This is a genomic window from Pseudomonas sp. G(2018) (assembly GCF_005502415.1).
GTDB lineage: Bacteria > Pseudomonadota > Gammaproteobacteria > Pseudomonadales > Pseudomonadaceae > Aquipseudomonas.
Window position 1 is genome coordinate 42,924 of the sequence record NZ_SCOO01000020.1, and the last position, 25,994, is coordinate 68,917.

The window sequence follows — 25,994 nt, forward strand, 5'->3', positions numbered from 1 at the left end:
CCGCACGCAGCAGGCCGCGAGGGGCTGGGTTCAGGGGCGGGGTTCAGGTGCGCAGGGGTTTTACGGTCATCGGCCGGTTAGGCACGAACGGATAGTTGGTTTTCAGGCCACCGGGGCGGCTGTTCCAGTGCGGGATCAGCACCAGCGCGGAGAACATCGCGCAGCCGGCAAAGACAATGAAGACGGTCATGGTGTCGAAGTAGCCCGGCAGCAACCCGCCGAGAATCGCCCCGACCGAACCGCAGCCGTTGACGAAACCCGCTGCCGTGGCGCCGGCCTTGGCGGTGCCGAAATCGATGGCGGCCGCGCCGCTGATCATCGAATCCGGTCCGTAGAGCGTCAGGCCCATGACAAAGAGCAGCGCCACCACCAGCAACACGCTGCCGGTATTCAGCGCCCCCATGAACAACGCCAGTGACACCGTCAGCGCCAACAGGCTGATCACGCAGGCCGGCATGCGGCGGGCGCCGAACAGTTTGTCCGAGGCCAGGCCGATCAGGATCGGCCCGAGCAATCCGGCCAGTTCGAACGCGGTGGGAATGATCGCCGCGCCCACCTTGCCCACCTGTGGCATCTGCTCGAAAACGATCACCGGGCCCCAGAGCAGAATCGCGTAGCGCGCCGGTTTCAACATGAAGTACGCCAGGCCCAGTACCAGCACGGTGCGGTTGCGCAGAATTTCCTTCAGCGGCTCCAGGACGCTGATTTTGCTTTGGGTGTGCGCTTGTTCAGCGGTCAACTCGGGTTCCGGCTCCACGGCCGGCAAGCCCACGTCTTCGGGTTTGTTACGTTGAAAAATGAAGAACAGCACCGCGACAAACCCGACCACCGCCGCACTGGAAATGAACGCCGCGTGCCACGAACCGATCAGCGTGTACGCCCACCATCCGGCAAACGGCGAGGCCACCAGACCGCCAAAGGCGTAGCAGGAACTCCACAAACCCAGCACCTGCCCGCGCTGCTGGTCGGGAAAGAAACTGCCAAGGTTCTTGCACAGCCCCGACCATCCCGTGGATTGCGCCAGTCCCTGGATCAGCATGCAGGTGGCGAAGATCGGCAACGTGGCGAAACTGCCCATCACCAGCGCGGCGGCCGCAGAAATCAGCAACCCGCCAAGCACCACCACACGCGGGCCGAAACGGTCGGCCAGAATGCCCCAGGTGAACTGGCCAATGGCGTAAGCGGTGAGGTAAATGGCATCGAGGTTGGCCATGGCCATTTTGTCGAGGGTAAATGTCGGGTCTTCGCCGATCCCGAGTTTGGCCACGGAAAACGCTTTGCGGGTGAAGTAAAAAGCGGCGTAGGCGAGCCAGGTGATCGCGAAGATCTGCACGCGCCAACGCTTGATGGTGCCGATGTGCTTGTTCATTGTGGTTCTGACCTCAGGGTGTGAGTGTGCCGGCAGAATTGGAAGAAAACGCCTGTGTTTTTATTGTTGAGCACTGCGAAATCCCCTTGTCCCTCTGGGCGATTCCGGTCAGATGAGTCCTGCTGTTGCACGCACAGGCTCATGGCCATCGCGACTGTTCGACTGACCAGTCACCGCGGCTGAAGTGGATAAAAACAATTACTGATTAATAAGTGAAATCGATTTATCGTATTTCAAAAATAAGCCTAGCTTGTTACTGGAGGTTCGATGTCGGTTTCCCACGCCCAGCTCAAAGCCTTCCACGCCGTGGCCATCTACGGAAGCTTCACCAAAGCCGCTGAACGGCTGTTTCTCACGCAACCGGCGATTTCCGATCAGGTACGCAAACTCGAAGAGCGCTACGGCGTGTTGTTGTTCCACCGCAACAAACGCTCGGTACGCCTGACCGACCTGGGTGAGCGCTTGCTGGGCGTCACCCAGAAACTGTTCGTGATCGAGGCCGAGGCCCAGGAGCTGTTGCAGGACTCCCAGGCCTTGCAGACCGGCAGCCTGATTCTGGCGGTGGATGCGCCGGTGCATGTGCTACCGCAGATCGCCCGGTTCTGTGAACGCTACCCCGGCATCAGCGTGAAGATCGAAACCGGCAACACCGATGAGTCGTTGTTCCGGCTGTTCAACTACCAGGCTGACCTCGCGCTGCTGGGCCGGGAAGTCAGCGACGAACGCCTGATTTCCCTGCCGCTGCGCAACGATCCGATGGTGGCGTTCGTCTCACGCAACCACCCCTGGGCCGACCGCGAATCCATCTGCCTGGCGGACCTCGACGACACGCCGCTGGTATTGCGGGAAATCGGCTCGGTGACCCGCCAGACCCTGGAAGAAGAAATGGCCGGCGCCGGGTTTCGTATCCGCCCGGCGATTCAGGTTGAAGGTCGCGAAGCCGCGCGTGAGGCGGTGGTTGTGGGGATTGGCGTGGGGGTGGTCTCGGCTGCCGAATTCGGTGCCGACTCCAGGGTGTGCGCGTTACCGATCACCGATTGCAAACGGCGGCTGACCGAGACGCTGGTGTGCTTGCGCGAGCAGAGTTCGCGGCGGATCGTGGCGACGTTTCTGGAGATGGTGCGCGAGAGTCTTGCGTAAGCAGGCCCGCGAAGGCCGCGCCTCGGTCTACCTGACCGGCGCCAACCCGAAAAACGCCTGTATCAGCCGCAAATCCCGCCGCCGCTCCATGCACCCCATCATGTGCCGGTTCACCAGCCCCTCGCCAATGAGCGGCACCGCCGCCACTCGCGGATCGTGGCTGACTTCCACCGACGACACCACGCCCACCCCCAACTCCGCCGCCACCGCCTCGGTCACCGCTTCGCGACTGTCCAGCTCCAGCAACACCCGCGGATTCACGTTGGCCCGGGCACAGGCCTCATCGAAGGTGCGCCGGGTGATCGAGGTCGGCTCACGCAACACCATGATCACCTGGTCCAGCTCCTTGAGCGGTACACCCTTGGTCCTGTGCGCCCACGGATGCCCGTCAGGCACCAGCGCGCAAATGCGTGATTCGCTCAGGGCTTGCAGGTGCAGGCCCTTGCGCGGTTCGACTTCAGTCAGCACCGCCACATCGGCATGCTCGGACAACAGCGCCGCCAGGGTTTCCTGGGCATTGCCCAGACGCAGGTTCACGGTGATCCCCGGATAACGCGCACGCAGGCTCGCCAGCATCGGCATGACCATGTGCGGACCGTCCGCCGCCACTTCCAGGCGCCCGGTGAGCAACTGCCGGTTGGCTTCCAGCATCACCTGCGCTTCTTCGGCCAGGCCGAACATCGCACGGGTGATCGCTGCCAGTTTGGTGCCCTCTTCCGTCAACTCCACCCGTCGCGCGGTGCGGCGTAACAAGGTGATTTGGTAATGCTCCTCCAGCGCCTTGATATGCCCGGTGACCGCCGGCTGGCTGATGAACAGCCGGGCGGCCGCCCTGGTGAAGCTTCCCTCGCGGGCCACGGCATCGAAGGCGCGGAGCTGAAACAGGTTCATGGATAACCCTCACTGATGGCTGGCATAACAACAAACAATTTGATTGATAACTCGGCAAACTGCAATTTAAGCCCCGTAGCTTCAGCCCATCGATTGCGAGGACACGAGAATGAGTACTGCCGCACCCATCCTGCTCACCCCCGGCCCGTTGACCACGTCGCTCCGCACCCGTCAGGCGATGATGGTTGACTGGGGTTCATGGGATGACCGCTTCAATCAACTGACCGCCAGCCTTTGCGAACAACTGCTGGCGATCATCAACGGTGCCGCCAGCCACCATTGCGTGCCCCTGCAAGGCAGCGGCACCTTCGCGGTGGAAGCAGCCATCGGCACCCTCGTGCCTCGCGATGGCAAAGTCCTGGTGCTGATCAACGGTGCCTACGGCAAACGCCTGGCGAAAATCTGCGAAGTACTCGGCCGCTCGTTCAGCACCTTCGAAACCGCCGAAGACGAACCGACCACCGCCGCCGACGTCGACCGCCTGCTGCGGGCCGATGCCGGCATCACCCACGTTGCGTTGATCCACTGCGAAACCAGCACCGGCATCCTCAACCCGCTGCCGGAAATCGCCCAGGTCGTCGAACAACACGGCAAACGCCTGATCATCGACGCTATGAGTTCCTTCGGCGCGCTGCCGGTGGACGCGCAACAGGTACCGTTCGACGCGCTGATCGCCGCTTCCGGCAAATGCCTGGAAGGCGTGCCGGGAATGGGTTTTGTCTTCGCTCGCAAGGTAGCCCTGGCCAATGCCGCCGGAAACTCGCACTCCCTGGCGATGGACCTGTTCGACCAACACGCCTACATGATGAAAACCGGGCAGTGGCGCTTTACCCCGCCGACCCACGTGGTCGCGGCACTGCACGAAGCCCTGCTGCAATACAACGAAGAAGGCGGCCTGCCAGCACGGCATGCGCGGTACGCCGCCAACTGCCAGGCACTGATGGAAGAGATGGCCAGGCTGGGGCTGCGCAGCTTCCTTCCGGCCGCGATCCAGGCACCGATCATCGCCACCTTCCACGCCCCGAAAGACCCGCGCTACCAGTTCAAGGAATTCTACGAACGGGTCAAGGCCAAGGGTTACATCCTCTACCCCGGCAAACTGACCCAGGTCGAAACCTTCCGTGTCGGCTGTATCGGCCATGTCCAACCGGCCGAAATGCGTGAAGCCGTGGCGGCCATCGGCGAAGTGTTGCGCGAGATGGAAGTACTCGAAATCTGATCTACCTCGATCCCACAGGTCAACCGAACTCTCGAATAGCTTGTTCTAACAGGAATTTGATCACCATGAACTACACCAACCCAACCAAACTCCAGGCCGCCATCCTCGACTGGGCCGGCACCGTGGTCGATTTCGGTTCTTTTGCACCGACGCAGATTTTTGTCGAAGCCTTCGCCGAATTCGACGTCCAGGTTTCCATCGACGAAGCCCGTGGCCCGATGGGCATGGGCAAGTGGGACCACATCCGCACCCTGTGCGATCAACCTGAAGTCGCCGAGCGATATCGCAAAGTGTTCGGCCGCACGCCGACCGACGATGACGTCACCGCCATCTACCAGCGCTTCATGCCACTGCAGATCGAGAAAATCGCCGAGCATTCCGCACTGATTCCCGGCGCCCTGGACACCATTGCCAACCTGCGCCGGCAAGGGATCAAGATCGGTTCCTGCTCCGGCTACCCGAAGCAGGTCATGGACAAGGTGGTCGAACTGGCCGCCACCAACGGTTACATCGCCGACCACGTGGTCGCCACCGACGAAGTGCCCAATGGCCGCCCATGGCCGGCCCAGGCCCTGGCCAACGTGATCGCCCTGGGCATCGACGATGTCGCCGCTTGCGTGAAGATCGACGACACCGTACCGGGCATTCTCGAAGGTCGCCGCGCGGGTATGTGGACCGTGGCGCTGATCTGCTCGGGCAACGCGCTGGGCCTGGACTACGAGGGCTATCGTGCGCTGGGCAGCGACAAGCTGGACAGCGAGCGCAAACGCATCCACAAGATGTTCGAAGGTTCACGGCCGCACTACATGATTGACACCATCACTGACCTGCCGGAAGTGATCGCCGACATCAACAAACGCCTGGCCAACGGCGAGATGCCACAGGCCAACTGATTCACCACCCTACCTGTGGGAGCGAGCCTGCTCGCGAAGTGACCGTGTCAGTCAACATCAAGACGTCTGACACACCGCTTTCGCGAGCAGGCTCGCTCCCACAAATACTGTCCGCTTTTTCTGTCAATTCCCTGAACCAGAGCACCCAGCGACCAATAGTCTCAGGCAAATACGTTGAAACAGGATTACAGTTAAGGCACATCGTCGACCAAGAACGGTGGTTTGACCTGACCTGTGAGGAACGCCGGATGCCGTGGAAGAATTCCGCTTCACGCTACAGCACCGTATCGATCGCGCTGCATTGGTTGATGCTGGTCCTGCTGGCGCTGGTTTACGCCTGTATCGAACTTCGCGGCCTCTTTCCCAAGGGCAGTGGCGGGCGAACGCTGATCGTCGAATCACACTTCATGCTCGGCCTGACCGTGTTCGTCCTGGTCTGGGTACGGTTGTTCGCCCGCAGCCTCGGCCCGGCGCCGCAAATCTTCCCGGCTTCGCCGCCTTGGCAGACAGCGTTGGCCAGACTGATGCACTGGGCGCTGTACATTTTCATGATTGCCATGCCGATGCTTGGCTGGCTGGTCACCAGTGCCAAAGGCAATCAAGTGATGTTCTATGGCCTCGACCTGCCGATGCTGGTGGCCGAGAACAAGGAATGGGCCAAGGAGCTCCAGGGCTGGCATGTACTCGGTGGCACCATCGGTTACTGGCTGATCGGCCTGCATGCCGTGGCCGGGCTATATCACCACTATGTGGTGGGTGATAACACGTTGATGCGGATGATGCCCAAGCGGGTGAGCCGCGATACCTGAAACCACCGCTCCCACATTGGGTATGCGCTGTGCTTCAGGTTTGTGGGCAGAACCCCCGTCGCCCCTGCAAGCCGCCGGTATGGATAAACACCAGCCGCGTGCCACGGGCAAACGTCCCCGCCTCGACTTGCTCTCTGAGCGCCAGCAGCGCTTTTGCGGTGTACAGCGGTTCCAGGGGAACGCCAGTGACTTGTTCGGTTTGCTCGATGAATTCGAGTAACAGCCGATCGACTTTGGCAAAGCCGCCACGACTCGCGTCGAACAGTTGATAATCCGGCGCCGTTACGCCCGCCTCTTCCACGATGTTCTCGACCCGCTCAGCAACGCCATGATCATCGGGCACAGCCAGCGCACCGTAAACCCTGTGTTCGCCCGCTTCGGCCAATACAAGGCCAGCGAGCGTCGTGCCAGTTCCGCAGGCCAGCCACCAACCGTCATAGTCGCTCCACTCCAGACTGTTCAGTTGCTCGCGGACCATGGTCATGAGCTGCATGCAGCCCTTTGCGCCCTGCCAACCGCCACCACCTTCCGGGACCGCAAACAGGCCGGGATACTGTGCCTGCCAAGGTTCCCAGAAACCCGCTTGGTGCCGCGCGCGATAGCCGCCATAACCCAGCCAATGCAGCCGCATGCCGAACGCCTGCAAATCCTTTACCGTGGGTGTTTCCTGAGGATGCCCGCGCAACAGGCCGACCGTGGAAAAACCAAACCGCTTGCCGGCAGCCGCCAGCGCATGAAGGTGATTGGAGTGAGCCCCGCCCAGGCTGATGATGCCTTCGGCACCGCACCGGTCGGCGGCCTTGAGATGTTCGATGAGCTTGAACCACTTGTTGCCGCTGATCAGTGGGTCGATCAGGTCCAGGCGCAGGATGGCGACTTCGATGCCGGCGGTTTTAAGCCAGTCGAGATGGAGGTGTTCGAGAGGGGCTTTGGGTAGCCAATCACAGGGAGGGAAAAACATCGATGCCAGCTCTGGGTAAAGAGCCGGCATCTTAGCAGCAGACAGGACGCCATCGCGGGCAAGCCCGCGATAGCCTTTGGCACGCTTGGCCTGCGAATTACAACTCAGCCGCCAATCGCGACCCCTGATTGATCGCCCGCTTGGCATCCAGCTCCGCCGCGACGTCCGCGCCGCCGATCAGATGCACGTTCTGCCCCGCGGCCACCAAGCCGTCCTGCAACTCCCGCAGCGGGTCCTGCCCGGCGCAGATCACGATGTTGTCCACCGGCAGCACTTGCGGTTCACCGGTTTCACCAATGCGGATGTGCAGGCCGTCATCGTCGATCTTCAGGTATTCGACACTGTTGAGCATCTGCACCTGCTTGTTCTTTAGACCGGTGCGGTGAATCCAGCCGGTGGTCTTGCCCAGGCCGTCACCGACCTTGGATTTCTTGCGTTGCAGCAGGAACACTTCGCGGGCCGGTGCATGGGGTGCAGCCTTGATCCCGGCGACACCACCACGCGCTTCAAGATGCGTATCGATCCCCCACTCTTTCCAGAACTCATCGCGGTTCAGGCTGGTGGCCTGGCCTTGGTGAACCAGGAATTCCGAAACGTCGAAACCAATACCACCGGCGCCGATCACCGCGACACGCTTGCCCACCGGTTTGCGCTCAAGCAGCACGTCCAGGTAGCTCAGCACCTTGGCATTCTCCACGCCGGGAATCGCCGGTAGCCGCGGTGCAATGCCAGTGGCGAGGATGATCTCGTCGTAACCGCCCTCGACCAGCTTCGCCACATCCACGCGGGTGTTCAGGCACACCTCAACGTTGGTGGTTTGCAGTTTGCGGCCGAAATATCGCAGGGTTTCATAGAACTCTTCCTTGCCCGGCACCCGTTTGGCGACGTTGAACTGACCGCCGATTTCGCTGGCAGAATCAAACAGCGTCACCTGATGACCACGCTCGGCAGCCACGGTCGCGGCGGACAATCCGGCAGGGCCCGCACCGACCACGGCGATTTTCTTGAGCTGTTGTACCGGCAGGTAGTTGAGTTCGGTTTCGTGGCAAGCACGCGGATTGACCAGGCAGCTGGTTAACTTGCCGCCAAATGTGTGGTCCAGGCACGCCTGGTTGCAACCGATGCAGGTGTTGATTTCATCAGCGCGACCTTCAGCCGCCTTGTTGACGAAATCCGGGTCGGCGAGGAACGGCCGAGCCATGGAGACCATGTCGGCATCGCCTTCGGCGAGGATCTGCTCGGCGACTTCCGGGGTGTTGATACGGTTGGTGGTGATCAACGGAATGCCCACCGAACCGCGCAGCTTGGCCGTGACCTTGCTGAATGCCGCACGCGGCACCTTGGTAGCGATGGTTGGAATCCGCGCTTCGTGCCAACCGATACCGGTGTTGATGATCGTCGCGCCGGCCTGCTCGATCGCCTTGGCCAACTGCACGATTTCTTCCCAGGTGCTGCCGCCTTCCACCAGGTCGAGCATCGACAGGCGGAAAATAATGATGAAGTTCGGGCCGACCGCTTCACGGACCCGGCGCACGATTTCCACCGGCAGGCGCATACGATTTTCGTAGCTGCCGCCCCAGCGGTCAGTGCGGTGGTTGGTGTGGGCGGCAAGGAACTGGTTGATGAAGTAACCTTCCGAACCCATGATTTCGACGCCGTCGTACTCGGCCTGTTGCGCCAGGGTCGAGCAGGTGACGAAATCGCGGATCTGCTTCTCGATGCCTTCCTCGTCCAGCTCTTTAGGCTTGAACGGGTTGATCGGCGCCTGAATCGCGCTTGGCGCGACCTGCTTCGGGCTATAGGCATAACGGCCGGCATGGAGGATCTGCATGCAAATCTTGCCGCCCGCCTCGTGCACCGCGCGAGTCACGATCTGATGTTTGAGCGCTTCTTCTTCGGTCGTCAGCTTTGCCGCACCCGAGTACACGCCACCCTCGTCGTTCGGACCGATACCGCCTGTGACCATCAGGCCGACACCGCCGCGGGCACGCTCGGCGAAGTAGGCCGCCATGCGCTCGAAGCCACCGGGCTTTTCTTCAAGACCGGTGTGCATCGAGCCCATCAGGGTGCGGTTGCGCAACGTCGTAAAACCCAGGTCCAGTGGGGCCAACAGGTGCGGGTAATGAGCGGCGGTCATCGGTAACTCCACATCGAACGATCACGGGAATAATGTGGGCGCTCTTCGGCGCCCCTCTGTCATGTGTTACAGACTATGAGCAGTCCAGTGGCCGCTCAATGACCGTAACTGACAACTTAATGATCCAAATGCGCAGTAGCCCTTGGCAGCATCTCCATTCGACGCGTGTTGCGAGAAGCGCCCTGCGTGAGTTTTCACTACGATTGGAATTCTTTTCATTAAGAATGGAACCAGCCAACCATAGCCAGCTGTGTCGCGAAAACTTTAAACGCCACATTGGCGCCGTTTGTGAAAGGTTTTATGTCGTGAAGTCGGGCCATTGTTAGAAGAATTTCCGCGGTGCGGTGCTGAACAGCTGCACTCCGAAGCGCACACCACCAGCTTGGCGACACTCTTACCCCCGCAATCAGTTTCGCTCAAGCATCAAGCGGTATTGGCGAAGCTGCCGGCCCCGGCACTGCGCACAAAGCATTCGATACACCTGAAGGTTTCCATAGATGTCACTATAAACTTTTGGTTTACACCACCTATTGCAATTACTACCACCCTACCCTTCAGTGGTCATTAGAAACTAAAATGGAGTCATTAGATTTTAAAGCGGACGAGCAAGTCTTGTTTCATTTGACCACTATATCCAGTACTTAAGAGCATCGCGCACGGCACACGCATTCATCGCCTTAGATGGCAATGTCTGGCATCGAGTTCGTTATTCACTGAGCACAAAGTGTGACTGCCAAAGCACAACATCTCAGGCTAAATGAGCACTGTTCTGGCACAGACAGTATCTGACAGCTCCATGATCGATGTGGTGACCACTTGGCATTCCAACAACAATTTGACGTGGAGCCGTAACGTTTGGAATTAAGACAACTGCGCTATTTGGTAAAAATAGTCGAACAAGGCAGTCTGGGGCGCGCAGCACTCGAGCTGGACGTCGGCGTATCAGCCCTGAGCCAACAGATCGCGAAACTTGAAAGCGAGCTTTCAACCCGATTGCTCAATCGCACCACGACTGGCGTTACACCCACCAGCGCCGGCATGGCGTTCCTGCATCACGCCCAGTTGTGCTTGCGTCAGGCCGACAATGCAATCATGGCCGCCCACCGAGGCCGGATGAGTGGGTATGTCACCGTCGGCTTACCACCCACTACTGCAACTGTTCTTGCCCTGCCTTTGATCAACGCTATGCGAGAACGCTATCCAGATATTCAGTTGCACCTGGTCGAGATGCTGTCCGGGCACCTGGCCGCGCAGCTCAATGCTCGCCAGATCGACCTAGCCGTTTTGTTTCAACTTGAAGGTGGCAAGCGCTGGAGCGTGACACCGCTGCTCGACGAAAAGTTGTTTGTCATCAGCTCACCGCTCATGCCCCATGCGCCACAAGGCACAAGCGTGCAGCTGGCGGATCTGGGTCAGTTGCCACTGGTGATGCCGAGTGCTCAACACGGTTTGCGCTCCACGTTGATGGCTGCGTTTGAACGTTCGGGATTGGCGCCCAACATCATCATGGAAGTGGATGGTCTAGCCGTGTTGATGAATGCTGTACGCGCAGGTCATGCCGCCACCATCCAACCCGGGGCGGCGGCGGCGCTCAAAGGTGAGTCAGGACTTTCGGTGGTGGAAATTTCCGATGCTCACGCAGGACGACGAAATTTGTTAGCGACACTGCCTGATGACGAGCTGTCTCCCGCGGCACTGGCGGCGCGGCTGGTTATCACCGATGTCGCTCGACAGTTGGTCGTTGATCAACAATGGCCGGGGGCGTCGTGGATCGAGGACGTCGCTTCATGATCCCGGCGAACCCTCTTCTCCGCTTCCAGTACTGGCGTGATCCGCAGCAAAGCCTTTACTAAAACTAAACGCCCCGACTTGTTTTGCGCCTTTCGGCACCACGCTGACGCCCCTACCTTCTCCCCACTCGCGAGGAGCACTTCGTTCATGCCTCCTTGCGATTGAGGAGTGATGATGATCGACGTATTAGTAATTGGCGGCGGCAATGCCGCCTTGTGCGCAGCGCTGATGGCTCGTGAGGCCGGCGCTAGCGTCATGTTGCTGGAGGGCGCACCAAAGATCTGGCGCGGTGGCAACTCGCAACACACCCGAAACCTTCGCTGCATGCACGACGCACCCCAGGATGTATTGATCGATGCCTATCCCGAAGAAGAGTACTGGCAGGATCTGCTGAAGGTCACCGGTGGGATAACCAACGAAAAACTTGCGCGTATGGTCATCCGCGCGTCGTCGAACTGCCGTGGCTGGATGCGCTCCCATGGTGTGCATTTTCAACCATCGTTGTCCGGTGCTCTCCATGTTGCGCGCACCAATGCTTTTTTCATGGGGGGCGGCAAAGCATTGGTCAATGCGTACTTCCGCAGCGCCGAACGATTGGGCGTCAAGATTCGCTACGAAGCTCAAGTAACTGATATCGAATTAAAGGATGGAACATTCGTTGCTGCCCACATCGGTGAACGTGAGGTCAATGGTCAGCGTTTGCCCGCCGAGCGGATCCAGGCTAGGACCTGCGTTCTGGCGGCTGGCGGATTCGAGTCCAATCGCGAGTGGCTTCGTGAGGCCTGGGGTCAAAACGAACGCGGAGAATGGCCGTCAGACAACTTTCTAATTCGCGGGACGCGCTTCAATACGGGCGTGCTGCTTCGGCGGATGCAGGACCTGGGCGCCGACTTTATCGGCGACCCGACCCAGGCCCACATGGTTGCCATCGACGCCCGCGCGCCCCTGTACGACGGCGGCATCTGCACCCGTATCGACTGCGTATCGCTGGGTGTGGTCGTTAACCGTTACGGTGAGCGTTTCTATGACGAAGGCGAGGACTTCTGGCCCAAGCGCTATGCGATCTGGGGCCGCCTGGTAGCGGGTCAGCCCGAACAACAGGCCTACTCGATCATCGATCAACAAGCCCTTGGTCGTTTCATGCCGCCAGTGTTCTCAGGGACTAAAGCAAATTCCCTGCAAGACCTGGCCCGCCAGTTGAAGCTGCCCGTTGCGCAATTCGTCAAAACCATCGAGCAGTACAACGCGGCCTGCCGTGTCGGCACGTTCGACCACACCGCGCTGGACGATTGCCACACTGAAGGTTTGACCCCCGCCAAAACCCATTGGGCCCGTCCACTGGTGACCCCCCCGTTCTGCGCCTACCCGCTCAAGCCAGGTGTGACCTTCACCTATCTGGGTCTGGCGACCGACGAAACCGCCGCCGTTCACTTCAACGGCGAGGCCAGCCCCAACCTGTTTGTCGCAGGAGAAATGATGGCCGGCAACGTACTGGGCAAGGGCTATACCGCCGGCATCGGCATGGCCATAGGTACCGCATTCGGTCGCATTGCCGGCGTGCACGCCGCAGCGGCGGCCGGCTTCATGACCCCTTCCTTCACGGAGCCTCAGCATGCAGCTGTTTGACCCCAAGGCACCGGGCAATTTGATTCCCGTCCTCAACCTTGATGAAAGCGAAGTCCAGCGACAAATGACCGTGTGCAACGCCTGCCGCTATTGCGAGGGCTTCTGTGCGGTTTTCCCGGCCATGACCCGCTGCCTGGAATTTTCCCAGGTTGACATCCATTTCCTGGCGAACCTTTGCCATAACTGCGGCGCGTGCCTGCATGCCTGTCAGTACGCAGCCCCTCACGAATTCGAAATCAATGTGCCCAAGGCCATGGCCAAAGTCCGCCTGGGCACTTACGCCGAGTACGCCTTTCCACAGGTAATGGGCAAGTTGTACCAGCGCAACGGGCTGACGCTCGCGCTGGCATCAGGTGCGGGGTTGGCGCTGTTCCTGTGCCTCACGTTAATGGTGATGGGCAACCTGTTTACCGCAATGCCCGGGGGCAATTTCTACGGGATATTCCCGCACAACACGCTAGCCCTGATGTTCGGTGCGGTCTTCGGTTTCGCGGTACTTGCGTTGACGATTGGCGTGCGGCGCTTCTGGCGTAACATTTCACCGGCGGATGCTCCCGCGCAGGAAAAAACCGCCGCTGCACTGGAGGCCACGGCCAACGTTGCCCGGCTCAAGTACCTGGACGGAGGCCATGGTGAGGGCTGCAACAACGCCGATGATCAATTCACCTTATGGCGGCGGCGCTTCCACCACTTCACCTTCTACGGCTTCATGCTGTGCTTCGCCGCCACGGGTGTCGCCACGCTCTACCATTTCCTTTTGGACTGGTCGGCACCCTATCCCGTCCTGAGCTTGCCGGTACTGCTGGGTATTGCAGGTGGACTCGGGCTTCTGGTCGGCCCCGCGGGTCTCTTGTGGTTGAACCTGCGACGCAACCCCGAACATGGCGACGAAAATCAGAAACCCATGGATCGTGGCTTTATAGCACTGCTGTTTCTAATCAGCGCCAGCGGCCTGGCACTCCTGGCGTTTCGCGAAACCACTGCCCTCGGTCTGTTACTGGCGATCCATCTCGGCCTGGTCATGGCGTTCTTCTTGACCATGCCCTACAGCAAGTTCGCCCATGGCATCTTCCGCAGCGCCGCGCTGCTCAAATATTCCATCGAAAAACGTCAACCCAACCCGATCAATGCTGGAAGCGACTGATCGTTAAGCCACTCATTCCAAAAACAATATTGATCACCACGGTAGCCATGATGAAAACAACAACACTAGACAGCCGATCCAAGGGGTCGAAACTGGGCGCCATTCTGCGGGTCACTAGCGGCAATTTTCTCGAACAGTTCGACTTCTTTCTGTTTGGGTTCTACGCGACCTACATCTCACAAACCTTCTTTCCTGCCACCAGTGAGTTCGCTTCGCTGATGATGACCTTCGCCGTATTCGGCTCGGGATTTCTGATGCGTCCACTGGGCGCTATCGTTCTGGGCGCGTACATCGACAAGGTAGGACGGCGCAAGGGATTGATCATGACGCTGTCGATCATGGCCGCGGGCACGGTATTGATTGCATTGGTGCCAGGCTATGCCAGCATTGGTGTGGCAGCGCCAGTACTGGTGATGCTCGGCAGACTGCTGCAAGGCTTCTCCGCAGGCGCGGAAATGGGCGGTGTCTCGGTGTATCTGGCTGAGATCGCCACACCCGGCCGCCGCGGTTTCTACACCAGTTGGCAGTCGGCCAGCCAACAAGTGGCGATCATTCTGGCGGCACCGTTGGGCTATACGATCAACGCATCCATGGAGGCAGCCGAAGTTGCAGCCTGGGGTTGGCGCATCCCGTTCTTTATTGGCTGCGTGATCATCCCGTTCATCTTCATCATTCGTCGGTCGCTTCAGGAAACCGATGCGTTCAAAGCGCGCAGCCATCATCCCAGTGCCAATGAAGTGTTTCGCTCGATGCGCGACAACTGGCGAACGGTATTGGCTGGTGGACTATTAGCTTCGATGACTACAACCACGTTCTATCTGATAACGGTCTACACACCGACCTTCGGCCGGTCCGTATTGAACCTGAGCACCACCGACAGCCTGGTGGTCACGCTCTTCGTCGGCCTGAGCAACTTCATTTGGCTGCCCATCGGCGGCACACTATCGGACCGCATCGGCCGTCGCCCCTTGTTGCTGGCAATATCCTTGTTGTGCATCTTCACTGCTGATCCCGCCATGCATTGGCTGGCCGCAGCGGCCAGTTTCGAACGGCTGCTCAGCGTGCTGCTGTACTTCTCTTTTTTTTTGGCATTTACAACGGCGCGATGGTGGCGGCATTGACCGAGGTGATGCCCCAAAACGTAAGGGTCGTAGGGTTTTCCCTGGCATTCAGTTTGGCGACGGCTGTGTTTGGCGGCTTCACACCGGCAGTATCTACCATCCTGGTGCAGGCAACCGGCGACAAGGCGTCGCCTGCCTATTGGCTGATGTTTGCGGCTTTGTGCGGGTTCACAGCGACGACGATTTTGTATCGCAGGCAAAAAGTAATGCCTGTCAACGCTTGATGAAAGAGAGGTCTCGGTGGAATTCAGAGCCTTGCGCTGAATAAATATCGCCCCCTCGCCTGCATTGACTCATTCTTCGTATCAATGCAGGCCGACCACGTACTTATCCTGTCTATCGCCCTGCTCCACCATCGAACTGACAAGCGCCGTACAGGTCGCCTTCATATCTTGAATTGTCCTAGCAAACCTTGTAGACGCCTGCCGATCAAATACAACTCATCGACTGTCTTGACCCCGAGTTCAGTCTGGCCGGCTACGCTATCAATTGCCCGCGCGATCTGATGCACCCCGCGGTTGATCTCTTCGGCCACCGAGGTCTGCTCCTCTGCAGCGCTCGCAATCTGCGCGTTCATCGCATTGATAGTAGCGATCAGTTCGACCGTGTTGCCCAGAAACTCACCCGCCTGATCGGCCTGAGCGTTAGCGCCTTGAGCGGCTTGCGTGGATTGGTGCATGGCGCTTACTACGCCACCCGTGGTGTTCTTGAGACGCTCGACCATCGCCTGGATTTCTTCGGTACTGCGCTGGGTACGACTGGCCAAGGCTCGTACTTCATCGGCCACCACCGCAAACCCGCGCCCGGCAGCACCGGCACGGGCCGCTTCAATGGCCGCATTGAGAGCTAGAAGATTGGTCTGCTCAGCAATCGAGCGAATCACATCCAGCACGGTGACGATAGAAGTTACATCGTTCTGAAGACCCTTCATGGAGACACCACTCTCACCGAGTTCGACGGTCAGTGCCTGTATTCGAGTCATGCTGCCATTGACTATCTGCCTCGCGTGTCGAGACTGTCTGTCGGTCTCGACAGCCGCGTCTGCGGCATTTTGCGCGCTGACCGCCACTTCTTGCGCCGCCGATGACATCTCGTTTATGGCCGCGGCCACCTGGTCGGTTTCCTGGCGCTGCCTATCCATAGCGCGGTCAATGTGTCTGCTCTGCTCGGCTACATGAGTGACGGATCCATTCAACTGCTCGCTCATGGCAACGATCTGACTGACGAGGCTGTGAATCTTTTCGATAAACGCGTTGAAAGAACCGGCAAGTTGTCCCAGTTCATCTCGACTTACCAGCGGCAGACGCTGCGTCAAATCACCTTCACCCGCGGCGATTTCGTCAAGATGGGTCCGGATCAAGGTTAAGGGACGCAAGCTGCGCCTGACCAGCAGTAGAGTCAGTGCTCCGATAACGCCAACCAGCGTGATAGCGATAATGCCAATACTGAACATCAAGTTACGTACCCGCGAATCTACATTGGCCCGCACCTTGGCGACCTGAACCTCAATACTGTCCAGATTGATCGCGGTAACCACAACCATGTCCCACTTGGGCAAATAAAAACTGTATGCGAGTTTCGGCACGACTTTATCGGTGTTGACTACCCCACCGGTATAGTTGACGAAATGAGTGTCATTTTTTGCCGCAGCGACCATTTCACGGTTCAAGTATTTCCCGTTGTTGTCTTTGCGATCACTCATGTTGATGCCAACGCCTTCGCTGCTGTCACCGCGGAAAAGACGTACAACCTGACTGTCATAACCGATGAAATAACCGTCATCACCATACTTCACTTTCGACAAGCGACTGATCGCCAAGGCTCGGCTGGACGGATCCCCAGGAGCAGCCCGATCATAAAGTTCGGCTATGGAAGTGCGAGCAATGTTCGCGTAATCCTTGAGTCGGGTACGGCTTGCCTCAAGCAGTCGCTCGCGGGTCTGAGCGACTTCTTGCTCGGCTTGGGACTGCAAGGTGCCGCGGGCGCTGAAACTTAAAACCAGGGCAAACAACATCACCGGAAATAAGGTCAGCAACAGTATTTTGGTTTTGAACGACATCATTGAAATCCTTCACCCAATCCTATGAAACCGCCGCTGAAATGGCGGCCTGCGAATAGCTCGAGGCCGCGATCAGGGGATCACCAGAGAGCGATGTCGTAGGTAAAGTAGATCCGGTTGCTATCTCGTCCACGGGAGTAATCCGAACGGTAAACGTAGTTACGCAACCGCACACCCAGACCTTTGAAGGCGCCTTGTTGCACGACGTAAGCCAGCTCGGCGTCACGCTCCCACTCCTTGACCGTGGTGTCGGACTTACCGTCGTTACCGCTCAGATAACGGGTGGAGAACGTCAGGCCCGGTACACCGACGGCAGCAAAGTTATAGCCGTAATTGAGCATCCAGGTTTTTTCATCTTCCTCGACGAACTTGCCTATCCCGGCGTTGCTGAACGAGTAAACCGTTGCGCCACTGATAAAAGGCAATCCGGCATCGCCACTGAGGGTCTGGTATCCACCACCGAAGGTATGGCCGGAGATGGCGTAGAACAGCTGTCCGCTCAGCATGTTGTTGTCGATTTTGCCACCGAAGGCTGAGCCGGTATCGACACTGTTGAAGTAGCGCAAGTCACTGGTCAGCACGCCGCCACCCAAGGGCAGATCGTGCTGGATACCTGCAAAGTTCTGCCGGTAAAAGTTTTCCAGTTCGCCGTAGAAGTAACTCAAGCGAATTGTTTTACCCAGCTTGTATTCGGCCCCGGCATAGCTGAAGTCCCCTGATTTATCTCCGCCATAACCGTCGGGCACAATCGGCATGCTGTCGGTGGAATCACGCTGTTTGAATCGATCCAGGTAGCCCCCGGTGAGGGTGAGGTTGTCGATGTCGACGCTACTGATCTGTGTGCCCTGGAACGTTTGCGGCAACAGTCGCGCATCGTTGTAAATGAGCACCGGAGTCTTGGGTAACAAGGTGCCGTATTTGACCGTGGTCTTGGCCAGCTGGGCCTTGGCCGTCATGCCCAGGCTTGCAAACTCGTCAGCCGCGCGACCGTCGTCATGGACGGGCAGCAAGCCCGTACCGCTGCGGCCACGGCCGGAGTCGAGCTTGACCCCGAACAGGCCAAGTGCATCTACACCAAACCCGAGGGTGCCAGGGGTAAATCCCGACTGGTAATCCATCAGAAACCCCTGGGCCCACTCGGTTCGTTCGCTCTTCGCCGTCCTTGCTGCTCTGGCACTCAAGCCATGCTCGTCACGGAAGTTTTCGTTGAAATAAACGTTGCGCAATTGCAGCTTGAGCTTGCTGTCGTCGATAAAACCTTCAGCGCTAACACTCGCCAGTGGCAACAGTGCAAGAAGAGGGAATGAAACGCCACGGGTGAACACAGTCTTCATAGCGAACTACTCATTGTTGTTATTTAGGGTGCAGAACAGCGCGCGCCTCGCTTGAGAGGCGCGTGAGGAAAAAACAGGTGGTCTGGTTGATTCAGCTGAAGAGACTGATCGCCCCGGTCAGCAGGGCTAGTGCAGTGACTACCAATGAAGTGAGTACCGCCCATTTGACGGTGGCTTTCTGGAAGTCGCCGATATCGCGATCGACCATCCCCACCAGCAACAGGGTTGAGGCTACCAACGGACTCATCAGGTGTACCGGCTGGCCGAGAATCGATGCGCGAGCAATTTCTACCGGGTCAATGCCATAGGCTGCAGCGGCATTCGCAAGGATAGGCACCACACCAAAGTAGTAAGCATCGTTGGACAGGACGAAGGTCAGCGGCATGCTGGTAATCGCCACCACCAGCGGGAACAGATGCCCCCAGGACGGTGGAATCCAGTCAACCAGGGTTTGAGCCAGAGAGTCGACCATCTTGGTGCCCGAGAAGATCCCGGCAAAGATGCCTGCGGCAAACACCAACAGTACGACGGTCATGGCGTTGCCCGAATGGGCAAGAATGCGTTCCTTCTGAATATCCAGTTGCGGATAGTTGATCATCAGCGCCAATACGAACCCGATCAGGAACAGGATCGCCGAATGCATGACCCCCATTACCAGCGCGACCATCACAGCGATCACCAACAGCAAGTTTACGTAGGCCAGTTTCGGTCGCTTGTGCGGCGTGTCTTCAAGAATCGCCTTGATGTAGCAGTCTCCCCCGCCGCTTTCCAACTGGATATTGCCGATCCGTTTACGTTCGGCGCGACCCAGAAGGAAAGCTGTGAACACCACCCACATTGCACCGCCAATCATGGTCGGCAGCAATGGAACGAAGTATTCGCCGGCATCCAGGCCCAGCGCCGCGATCGCCCGAGTCGCGGGCCCTCCCCAAGGGGTCATGCCACTCATGATGCTCAGGGAAAGCATGGCAATAGTCGCCAGAATCATCGGATTCATCCCGATACGCTTGTACAGGGGAAGCATGGCCGCACAAGTGATCATGTAGGTGGTGGTGCCATCACCGTCCAGGGCCACCAACAGCGAGAGCAACGCTGTACCGACAGCGATTTTCATAGGATCGCCATTGACTCGCTTGAGGATCTTGCGAATCAGCGGGTCAAACAGGCCGGCGTCGATCATCAAGCCGAAAAACAGGATTGCGAACAGTAGCAACGCGGCCGAAGGAGCGACCATTTTCAAACCGTCGAGCATCATTTTTCCGGTGGTACCACCGAAACCACCAATGACGGCAAATACAATCGGCACCACTGTCAATGCGACAATCGGCGACAACCGTTTGGTCATTATCAAGACGGTGAAGACCACCACCATGGCCAAGCCAAGCAATGCGAGCATAGGTAAGTTCTCTTGTTCTTATGAGTAGCGTGGCCGACGCACAGGCGCACGACCCCGTCCCCGCCTGATGGCACGACCAACGGTGCCTGGCGGGAGGTGTTCGCTTGATTATTTAAGGGGTATCGATTCAGCCGCGACCGGTTAGATGTGTTTCGTGACCTTCAGGTCGTCCCATTCCGGGAGCTGAACCGGGATTGGGGTCGCAGCGGACGAAGGTTTGCCGTCCAGGGTCCGCAACAATGTTTCGCGGTCGCAGGCGTTCTCCGAGATGGACATCACCACGGTAGCCACCGCGTTGCTTGCCAGGCTGGTCAAAGCCCGGGCTTCCGACATGAAACGGTCGATACCGATCAGCAGCGCCAGGCCGGCCAGGGGAATGTCATGGATCACCGTGAGTGTCGAGGCCAGCGCGACAAAACCGGCGCCGGTGACACCTGCAGCACCCTTGGAGGACAACAGCATGATGGCCAGCATGGTCACGGTCTGAGTCAGACTCAGTTCGATATTGCAGGCCTGAGCAATGAACACCGCTGCCAGCGAGAGATAAATCGCTGTGCCGTCGAGGTTGAATGAGTAACCCGTTGGCAGCACCAGCCCTACCACACCCTTTTTGCAACCCAGGGCTTGCAGCTTTTCCAACATCCGCGGCATCACCGGCTCAGTGGAAGAGGTCCCGAGCACCACCAGGAATTCTTCGCGGAAGTAACGCAGCAACTTCCACAGACTGAAGCCATTCGCCCGGCAAATGCTCCCCAGCACCACAATGACGAAGAAGGCACAGGCGATGTACAAGGTCATGATCAGCTTGACCAACGAGCCCAACGAGGTAATACCGTACTGGCCCACGGTGAACGCCAAAGCGCCAAAGGCACCGATCGGAGCGAAGCGCATCAGGTAGGAGAAGATCTTGAACACCATGTGCGAGGCGGATTCCAGTACATCCAGTACCGGCTTGCCACGCTCGCCTATGGCCGAAAGAGCAAATCCGCTCAGCACCGCAATGAACAACACCGGCAGCACTTCACCTTTATTGAAAGCGCCGATGAACGTGTCGGGGATGATGTGCATGAAAAACTCGACCACACCCAGTTTCGCAGCGGAATCGGTGTACTGCGACAGGCCCTTGGTGCTCAACTGGGTGGGGTCGATGTTCATGCCCACACCGGGCTTGAACAGGTAGACCGCCACCAGGCCGATGATCAAACTGATCACCGTCAACCCCAGGAACAGCAGCATGGTCTTGCTCAACAGGCGCCCAAGAGAGCGCTTGTCGCTCATGCCGGCGATACCGGTGACGATGGTGCAGAACACCACCGGAGCGATCATCATCTTGATCAGCTTGATGAAGGCATCACCCAGCGGTTTCAAGGCAACGGCCTGTTGTGACCAGAAATGCCCGACCAGCACACCCAACAGCACGGCTAAAAGAATCTGGAAGTAGAGCGATTTTACAACTTTCATGGCATCACCCATTTTTAGAATTGTGCTGATGCAGAAACGGCAATGACCAGGGAATTTATCCGGCAAGTCGTTGGGAAGCCGCGGCGTAGACAAAACCGGAGAACAGCCTGCGTGATGTACGCACCACCGAAGCTCGAATTGTCTCACCCTGAATACCGGTGTAGGACAATACGACATCTATTCCACCACTTGGGTGTTCAATTCGTACTTGTTTCAAGCGCGGCTCGCTAACTCCGCCAAGCAATTGCGCGACCACACTGCCTTGCGTGACGCAAGCAGTGGCCAGGCCGATGGAACCGGTGATCGCCAAGGCACGGTGACAGTTGTGTGGCATGAAGTAGCGCACCTGGATGGTCCCGCCAGCCTTGGCCGGTGATACCAGAACTGGCTTGGGGATCACTTTGTCACTGACATCACCCAGGCCCATTGCCAGGCCAGCCTGCAGTCGCAAGGACTCCAGGCGACGCAGGAACTCTTTGTCGGCATCCAGCTCCGTAGGACTTTCATCGCCGCGCTTACCCAGCTGGCCGGCTTCGACGATCATCATCGGCATCGCCATGTCGATACAGGTCACTGCAGTACCGTCGATCACATCCTGCGTTTGACCGGTCGGAAACAGTTTTCCGGTCTTGCTGCCAGCAGCATCCAGGAAGGTCAGTTGCACAGGAGCGGCGGTACCCGGCACACCATCGATAGCGGTGTCGCCCTCATAGCTGACCGTGCCACCGGGCGTCTGCACTTCCGAGTTCACAAAAGTCCCCGTGTTGATGTTGCGGATACGCACACGGGTGATGTCTTTGGAGGCTTTTACCAGACCCTGCTCGATGGCGAACGGGCCAACGGCGCAAAGCATGTTGCCGCAATTGGGCGCAGTGTCGACTCGACGCTGAGAGACCATGACTTGAACGAACAGATAGTCGACATCCGCCTCAGGATGCAGCGACGGGCTGACAATCGCGACCTTGCTGGTTTGAGGACTGCCACCACCGATGCCGTCAATTTCCAGCTCATGGCCCGAACCCATAAGGTTGAGTAACAGCTCATCACGGTCTTCGATCGCAACAGGTAGATCCCAGGCGAGAAATACTGGGCCCTTGGAAGTACCGCCGCGCATTAACACACAGGGAATTCGTTGCATGAATACTGACTCTTGTTGATCAATCGGGGCAATTGATGTCTTGCAAGCAAGAGTCGCAGGCTTTCAAAATTGTTTCCAATGCAAATATCAGCCTTATTATTGCGTTTGACGAATGATAAATTTAGAATGAACTGGCTGGATCACTCTCGTCTGCAGAGATAAAAAATTGAATTATGAGCTCAATGACATCCGATCTTTCGTGAAGATCGCAGAACTTGGAAGCTTCCACGAGGCTGCCGATGCATTGCACCTCTCCCAGCCAGCGCTGAGTCGGAGAATGAAAAAGCTTGAGGAGGGATTGGGAACAGCACTTCTTGATCGCACCACAAGAAGGGTCAGTCTCACCAGCGTTGGGCGAGACTTCCTGCCCAAGGCACGACGCTTACTGGATGACTTCGATGACTCGATACTTAACATCCGAGAGCTGGCCGAGCGGCAGAGCGGCCGTGTAACCCTTGCCTGTATCCCCACTGCAGCTTTCTACTTCCTCCCCTCGGTAATCCGCCTCTACAACGAGCGCTATCCACAAATCCGCATTCGCTTGCTTGATCTCAGTGCAAACGAAGGGCTGGAGGCTGTTCTGCGTGGCGAAGCCGACTTTGGCATCAACATGATGAGCGGCCAGCACCCAGATATAGAGTTCGTGCCGTTGGTCAACGAGCCTTTTGTTTTAGCTTGTCGACGTGATCATGAGCTGGCTGAGCGTAGCTCGGTAACCTGGTCTGAACTGAGCAATTACCGCCTTATCGGGGTCGGTCGCCTAAGCGGCAACCGCATGTTGCTTGACCACGCTTTGTCGGGCTTGAGCTGGCGTCCACAGTGGTTCTATGAGGTACAACACCTGTCTACATCGCTGGGCCTGGTAGAAGCTGGATTAGGCGTCTCGGCAATGCCGAGCCTCGCAATGCCTGCTGTGGATCATCCAACATTGGTGAGCGTCCCTTTGATAGAGCCCGTAGTTAACCGATCGTTGGGACTGGTTTACCGAAGAGGCGCCTCACTATCTCCGGCAGCAGAAAAATTCGTCTCGATACTGCTGGAACAGTGGGAGCAATGACCTCAGACACCTTTGGGATCTTTCAAGTAGCCGAGGCCAAGGCACCTTACTTCCCGAGAGCCTTGACGACTACGTCAGCGATACCAATCCGGTGCGCGTAGTCGACGTCTTTGTCGACGAACTCGACCTGGTCAAGCTGGGTTTTGAAGGTGCCATTCCAGCCGATACTGGACGGCCGGCTTACCACCCCGCGATCCTGTTAAAGATCTACATCTACGGCTATCTCAACCGCATTCAGTCGAGCCGTCGGCTGGAACGAGAAGCTCAACGCAACGTCGAGCTGATGTGGTTGAACGGGCGTTTGATGCCGGATTTCAAGACCATCGCCAACTTCCGAAAAGACAACAGCAAGGCCATCCGAGGCGTCTGTCGCCAGTTCGTTGTGCTGTGTCAGCAGTTGGGGCTGTTTGGAGAAAATCTGGTCGCCATCGATGGCAGTAAATTCAAGGCAGTCAACAACCGCGACCGCAATTTCACCAGCGCCAAACTGAAACGACGCATGGAAGAAATTGAATCGAGTATCAATCGTTACCTGGCGGCACTCGATGCTGCCGATCGGCAAGAACCAACAGCTTCCGAGCCCAGCGCCGTGCGGCTGGAAGAGAAAATCGCCAAGCTAAAAACTCAAATGAAGGAGCTTCAAGCGATCGAAATCCAGCTCAATGAATCGCCGGATAAACAGGTCTCACTGACCGATCCAGACGCCCGTTCCATGATGACGCGCGGCACAGGAAACCGTCCGCTTTGGGTCCAGGCTGTGTGAAAACGCACTGCACACATCGAAAACTGAGAGCTACGGGCGCTGCCTGCGAAACCAGCAGACGGAAGCGTGAATTGCCTTAGTCAGCTACATAGGCGTTCGTAAATGCTGTTTGGGCCGCGTCAGCGGCCCAAACAGCCACTCACTGACGATCAAGCAGCTTGGATTCACGCCCTGATCGCTTCAAGCAGTCCTGAGATGCCGAAGATGCTCATCATTCGTTTGAGGTTGTAGGCGAGCACATGAAGGCTCATCTCGGTGCTTACCCTCGGCAAAGTTTTGGTCAGGAAGTGGATACTTCCCATCCAGTATTTGAGCGTTCCAAATGGCTGTTCAACGGTCTGTCGGCGACGCCTCATCATCGTTGGATCATTTTCCAGTCGAGCCTGCATCGCATCGATTACAGCCTCATGTTCCCAGCGCTTCACACGGCGCTCCTTACCCGTCGTACATTGCTTGTGCATTGCGCAGGACTGGCAGCCCGAGAACCAATAACAGTGCAATAGCATGCCGTCTTCCACCGAAGAATGCCGCCGGGTCAGTAACTGTCCCGCAGGGCATCGATACTCGTCCGATGCAGCAAGGTAGATAAAGTCCTGCTTACCAAATCGGCCTTCAGCTTTGCTGCCCGATGTCAGGGGTTTCGGTACGAAGGTGGTGATGCCAGCCTGCTCGCAGGCAAGGATTTCCAGACCCTTGTAATAACCTCGGTCGGCTACCACCGTCAGCGACTCCGCGCCGATCTCTTTACGCGCCTGGATCGCCATATTGCTGAGCTGCGTCCGGTCATTGCCAACGTTGGTCACCTCATGGGCAATGATCAGATGGTGCTTGTCGTCGACGGCTGTTTGGACGTTGTAGCCAACCGTTCCGGTGCCTCGGCCACTCGTGGCCATTGAGCGTGTATCTGGATCAGTAAGAGAGATTTGCTGGTCCGGACTGTCCTGAAGCTGCGCCTCGATGTCTTTGAGTTTCTGCATCTGCTGTTTCAGGGTTTCTATCTTTTCTTTAAGCTGCTCTGCTTTGGCCTCGGCCACTTCGGGCGTTGCCCGATCCGCCGAATCCATCGCCGCCAGATATCGATCTATGCTCTGCTCGATCTGCAGCATGCGTGCCTTCACCTTGCCCTGGGTGAAGTTGCGGTCGCGGTTGTTGACGGCTTTGAACTTGCTGCCATCGATGGCGATGATCGACTGAGAGAAGAGATTAAGGTTGCGACAAAGCACCACGAATTGCCGGCAGACGCTGCGAATAGCTTTGCCGTTATCTTTGCGAAAGTCGGCGATGGTTTTGAAGTCAGGAGCCAAACGCCCCGTCAGCCACATCAACTCGACGTTGCGCTCGGCCTCACGTTGAAGCCGGCGACTGGACTGAATCCGATTGAGATAGCCGTAGATATAGATCTTCAGCAAGATCGCGGGATGGTAGGCCGGACGCCCCGTTGCAGCAGGATCAACACCCTCAAACCCAAGTGCACCCAGATCGAGCTCATCGACGAAAACGGCGACCACTCGCACTGGATTTTCTTCGGCTACGTAATCGTCCAGGCACTCCGGCAGCAACGTGACTTGCGTCCGAGCCTCACCTTCAATGAATCGCTTCATGATCGTCCCCGCCACGATCTAGACGATCAGAAGATTAGACAAACGCTGGTGTTTTCACACAGCCTGGGCCGGTAACTGCCCGTC

18 protein-coding genes and 2 pseudogenes are annotated in these 25,994 nt (G+C 57.9%); 10 read left to right on the forward strand and 10 right to left on the reverse strand.

What is annotated here, in order from left to right; all coding sequences use genetic code 11:
• Positions 1-43: 43 nt before the first annotated feature.
• The gene (locus tag FFS64_RS18980; RefSeq protein ID WP_137806680.1) at positions 44-1,369 is read right to left on the reverse strand and encodes an MFS transporter; all 1,326 of its coding nucleotides are present in this window, start codon (positions 1,367-1,369) and stop codon (positions 44-46) included.
• Between the two features lie 267 nt (positions 1,370-1,636).
• On the opposite strand from FFS64_RS18980, the gene FFS64_RS18985 reads away from it, so the two are divergent.
• Complete coding sequence (locus FFS64_RS18985) at positions 1,637-2,509, forward strand: LysR family transcriptional regulator (protein WP_137806681.1); 873 nt, start codon at positions 1,637-1,639, stop codon at positions 2,507-2,509.
• A gap of 27 nt (positions 2,510-2,536) precedes the next feature.
• Here the strand turns inward: FFS64_RS18985 and FFS64_RS18990 are convergent, their stop codons facing one another.
• Entirely contained in the window at positions 2,537-3,400 is an 864-nt protein-coding gene (locus tag FFS64_RS18990; protein WP_137806682.1) for a LysR substrate-binding domain-containing protein, read from the reverse strand.
• Between the two features lie 109 nt (positions 3,401-3,509).
• On the opposite strand from FFS64_RS18990, the gene FFS64_RS18995 reads away from it, so the two are divergent.
• The 3 genes from FFS64_RS18995 to FFS64_RS19005 all read left to right on the forward strand — a co-directional run bounded on the left by FFS64_RS18995 (position 3,510) and on the right by FFS64_RS19005 (position 6,321).
• Positions 3,510-4,619: a 2-aminoethylphosphonate--pyruvate transaminase gene (locus tag FFS64_RS18995; protein ID WP_137806683.1), complete on the forward strand. Its 1,110-nt coding sequence runs from the start codon at positions 3,510-3,512 to the stop codon at positions 4,617-4,619.
• A gap of 65 nt (positions 4,620-4,684) precedes the next feature.
• A complete protein-coding gene (phnX, locus tag FFS64_RS19000; RefSeq protein ID WP_137806684.1) occupies positions 4,685-5,512 on the forward strand; it encodes a phosphonoacetaldehyde hydrolase in 828 nt (275 codons plus the stop codon).
• Between the two features lie 248 nt (positions 5,513-5,760).
• Entirely contained in the window at positions 5,761-6,321 is a 561-nt protein-coding gene (locus tag FFS64_RS19005) for a cytochrome b (RefSeq protein WP_137806685.1), read from the forward strand.
• Between the two features lie 34 nt (positions 6,322-6,355).
• Here FFS64_RS19005 and FFS64_RS19010 read toward each other — a convergent pair whose 3' ends face one another.
• Positions 6,356-7,282 carry a 1-aminocyclopropane-1-carboxylate deaminase/D-cysteine desulfhydrase gene (locus tag FFS64_RS19010; protein WP_137806686.1) on the reverse strand — a complete coding sequence of 309 codons (927 nt, stop codon included), beginning with the start codon at positions 7,280-7,282 and terminating at the stop codon, positions 6,356-6,358.
• 97 nt (positions 7,283-7,379) lie between these two features.
• Positions 7,380-9,419: an FAD-dependent oxidoreductase gene (locus tag FFS64_RS19015; RefSeq protein WP_137806687.1), complete on the reverse strand. Its 2,040-nt coding sequence runs from the start codon at positions 9,417-9,419 to the stop codon at positions 7,380-7,382.
• 855 nt (positions 9,420-10,274) lie between these two features.
• Here FFS64_RS19015 and FFS64_RS19020 point away from each other — a divergent pair.
• From FFS64_RS19020 to FFS64_RS19035, 4 genes and pseudogenes are all read left to right on the forward strand, one after another.
• Entirely contained in the window at positions 10,275-11,210 is a 936-nt protein-coding gene (locus FFS64_RS19020; RefSeq protein WP_137806688.1) for a LysR substrate-binding domain-containing protein, read from the forward strand.
• Positions 11,211-11,384: 174 nt separating this feature from the next.
• Positions 11,385-12,836 carry an FAD-dependent tricarballylate dehydrogenase TcuA gene (gene tcuA, locus FFS64_RS19025; protein WP_137806689.1) on the forward strand — a complete coding sequence of 484 codons (1,452 nt, stop codon included), beginning with the start codon at positions 11,385-11,387 and terminating at the stop codon, positions 12,834-12,836.
• Entirely contained in the window at positions 12,823-13,980 is a 1,158-nt protein-coding gene (gene tcuB / locus FFS64_RS19030; protein ID WP_137806690.1) for a tricarballylate utilization 4Fe-4S protein TcuB, read from the forward strand. The genes tcuA and tcuB overlap by 14 nt, the downstream gene beginning before the upstream one ends.
• 47 nt (positions 13,981-14,027) lie before the next feature.
• Positions 14,028-15,325: pseudogene (locus FFS64_RS19035) on the forward strand (MFS transporter).
• Positions 15,326-15,486: 161 nt separating this feature from the next.
• Here FFS64_RS19035 and FFS64_RS19040 read toward each other — a convergent pair.
• From FFS64_RS19040 to FFS64_RS19060, 5 genes are all read right to left on the reverse strand, one after another.
• Complete coding sequence (locus tag FFS64_RS19040) at positions 15,487-17,160, reverse strand: methyl-accepting chemotaxis protein (RefSeq protein WP_137806691.1); 1,674 nt, start codon at positions 17,158-17,160, stop codon at positions 15,487-15,489.
• A gap of 80 nt (positions 17,161-17,240) precedes the next feature.
• Positions 17,241-18,494 (reverse strand): OprD family porin, encoded by a 1,254-nt coding sequence (locus tag FFS64_RS19045; protein WP_137806692.1) that lies wholly within the window; start codon positions 18,492-18,494, stop codon positions 17,241-17,243.
• Between the two features lie 91 nt (positions 18,495-18,585).
• Positions 18,586-19,890, reverse strand: a complete 1,305-nt coding sequence (locus FFS64_RS19050; protein WP_137806693.1) for a CitMHS family transporter — start codon at positions 19,888-19,890, stop codon at positions 18,586-18,588.
• Between the two features lie 141 nt (positions 19,891-20,031).
• Positions 20,032-21,363, reverse strand: a complete 1,332-nt coding sequence (dctA, locus tag FFS64_RS19055; protein ID WP_137806694.1) for a C4-dicarboxylate transporter DctA — start codon at positions 21,361-21,363, stop codon at positions 20,032-20,034.
• Positions 21,364-21,406: 43 nt separating this feature from the next.
• Positions 21,407-22,489, reverse strand: a complete 1,083-nt coding sequence (locus FFS64_RS19060) for a 4-oxalomesaconate tautomerase (protein ID WP_137806695.1) — start codon at positions 22,487-22,489, stop codon at positions 21,407-21,409.
• Between the two features lie 166 nt (positions 22,490-22,655).
• Here FFS64_RS19060 and FFS64_RS19065 point away from each other — a divergent pair, with 166 nt between their 5' ends.
• A complete protein-coding gene (locus FFS64_RS19065) occupies positions 22,656-23,546 on the forward strand; it encodes a LysR family transcriptional regulator (protein WP_137806696.1) in 891 nt (296 codons plus the stop codon).
• A gap of 31 nt (positions 23,547-23,577) precedes the next feature.
• Positions 23,578-24,279 (forward strand): annotated as a pseudogene (locus tag FFS64_RS19070) (transposase); the annotation flags it as partial.
• A 194-nt stretch (positions 24,280-24,473) separates the two neighbouring features.
• On the opposite strand, the gene FFS64_RS19075 reads toward FFS64_RS19070, so the two are convergent.
• Positions 24,474-25,910, reverse strand: coding sequence for an IS1182 family transposase (locus FFS64_RS19075; protein WP_137806697.1), 1,437 nt, complete (start codon positions 25,908-25,910; stop codon positions 24,474-24,476).
• Positions 25,911-25,994 lie beyond the last annotated feature (84 nt).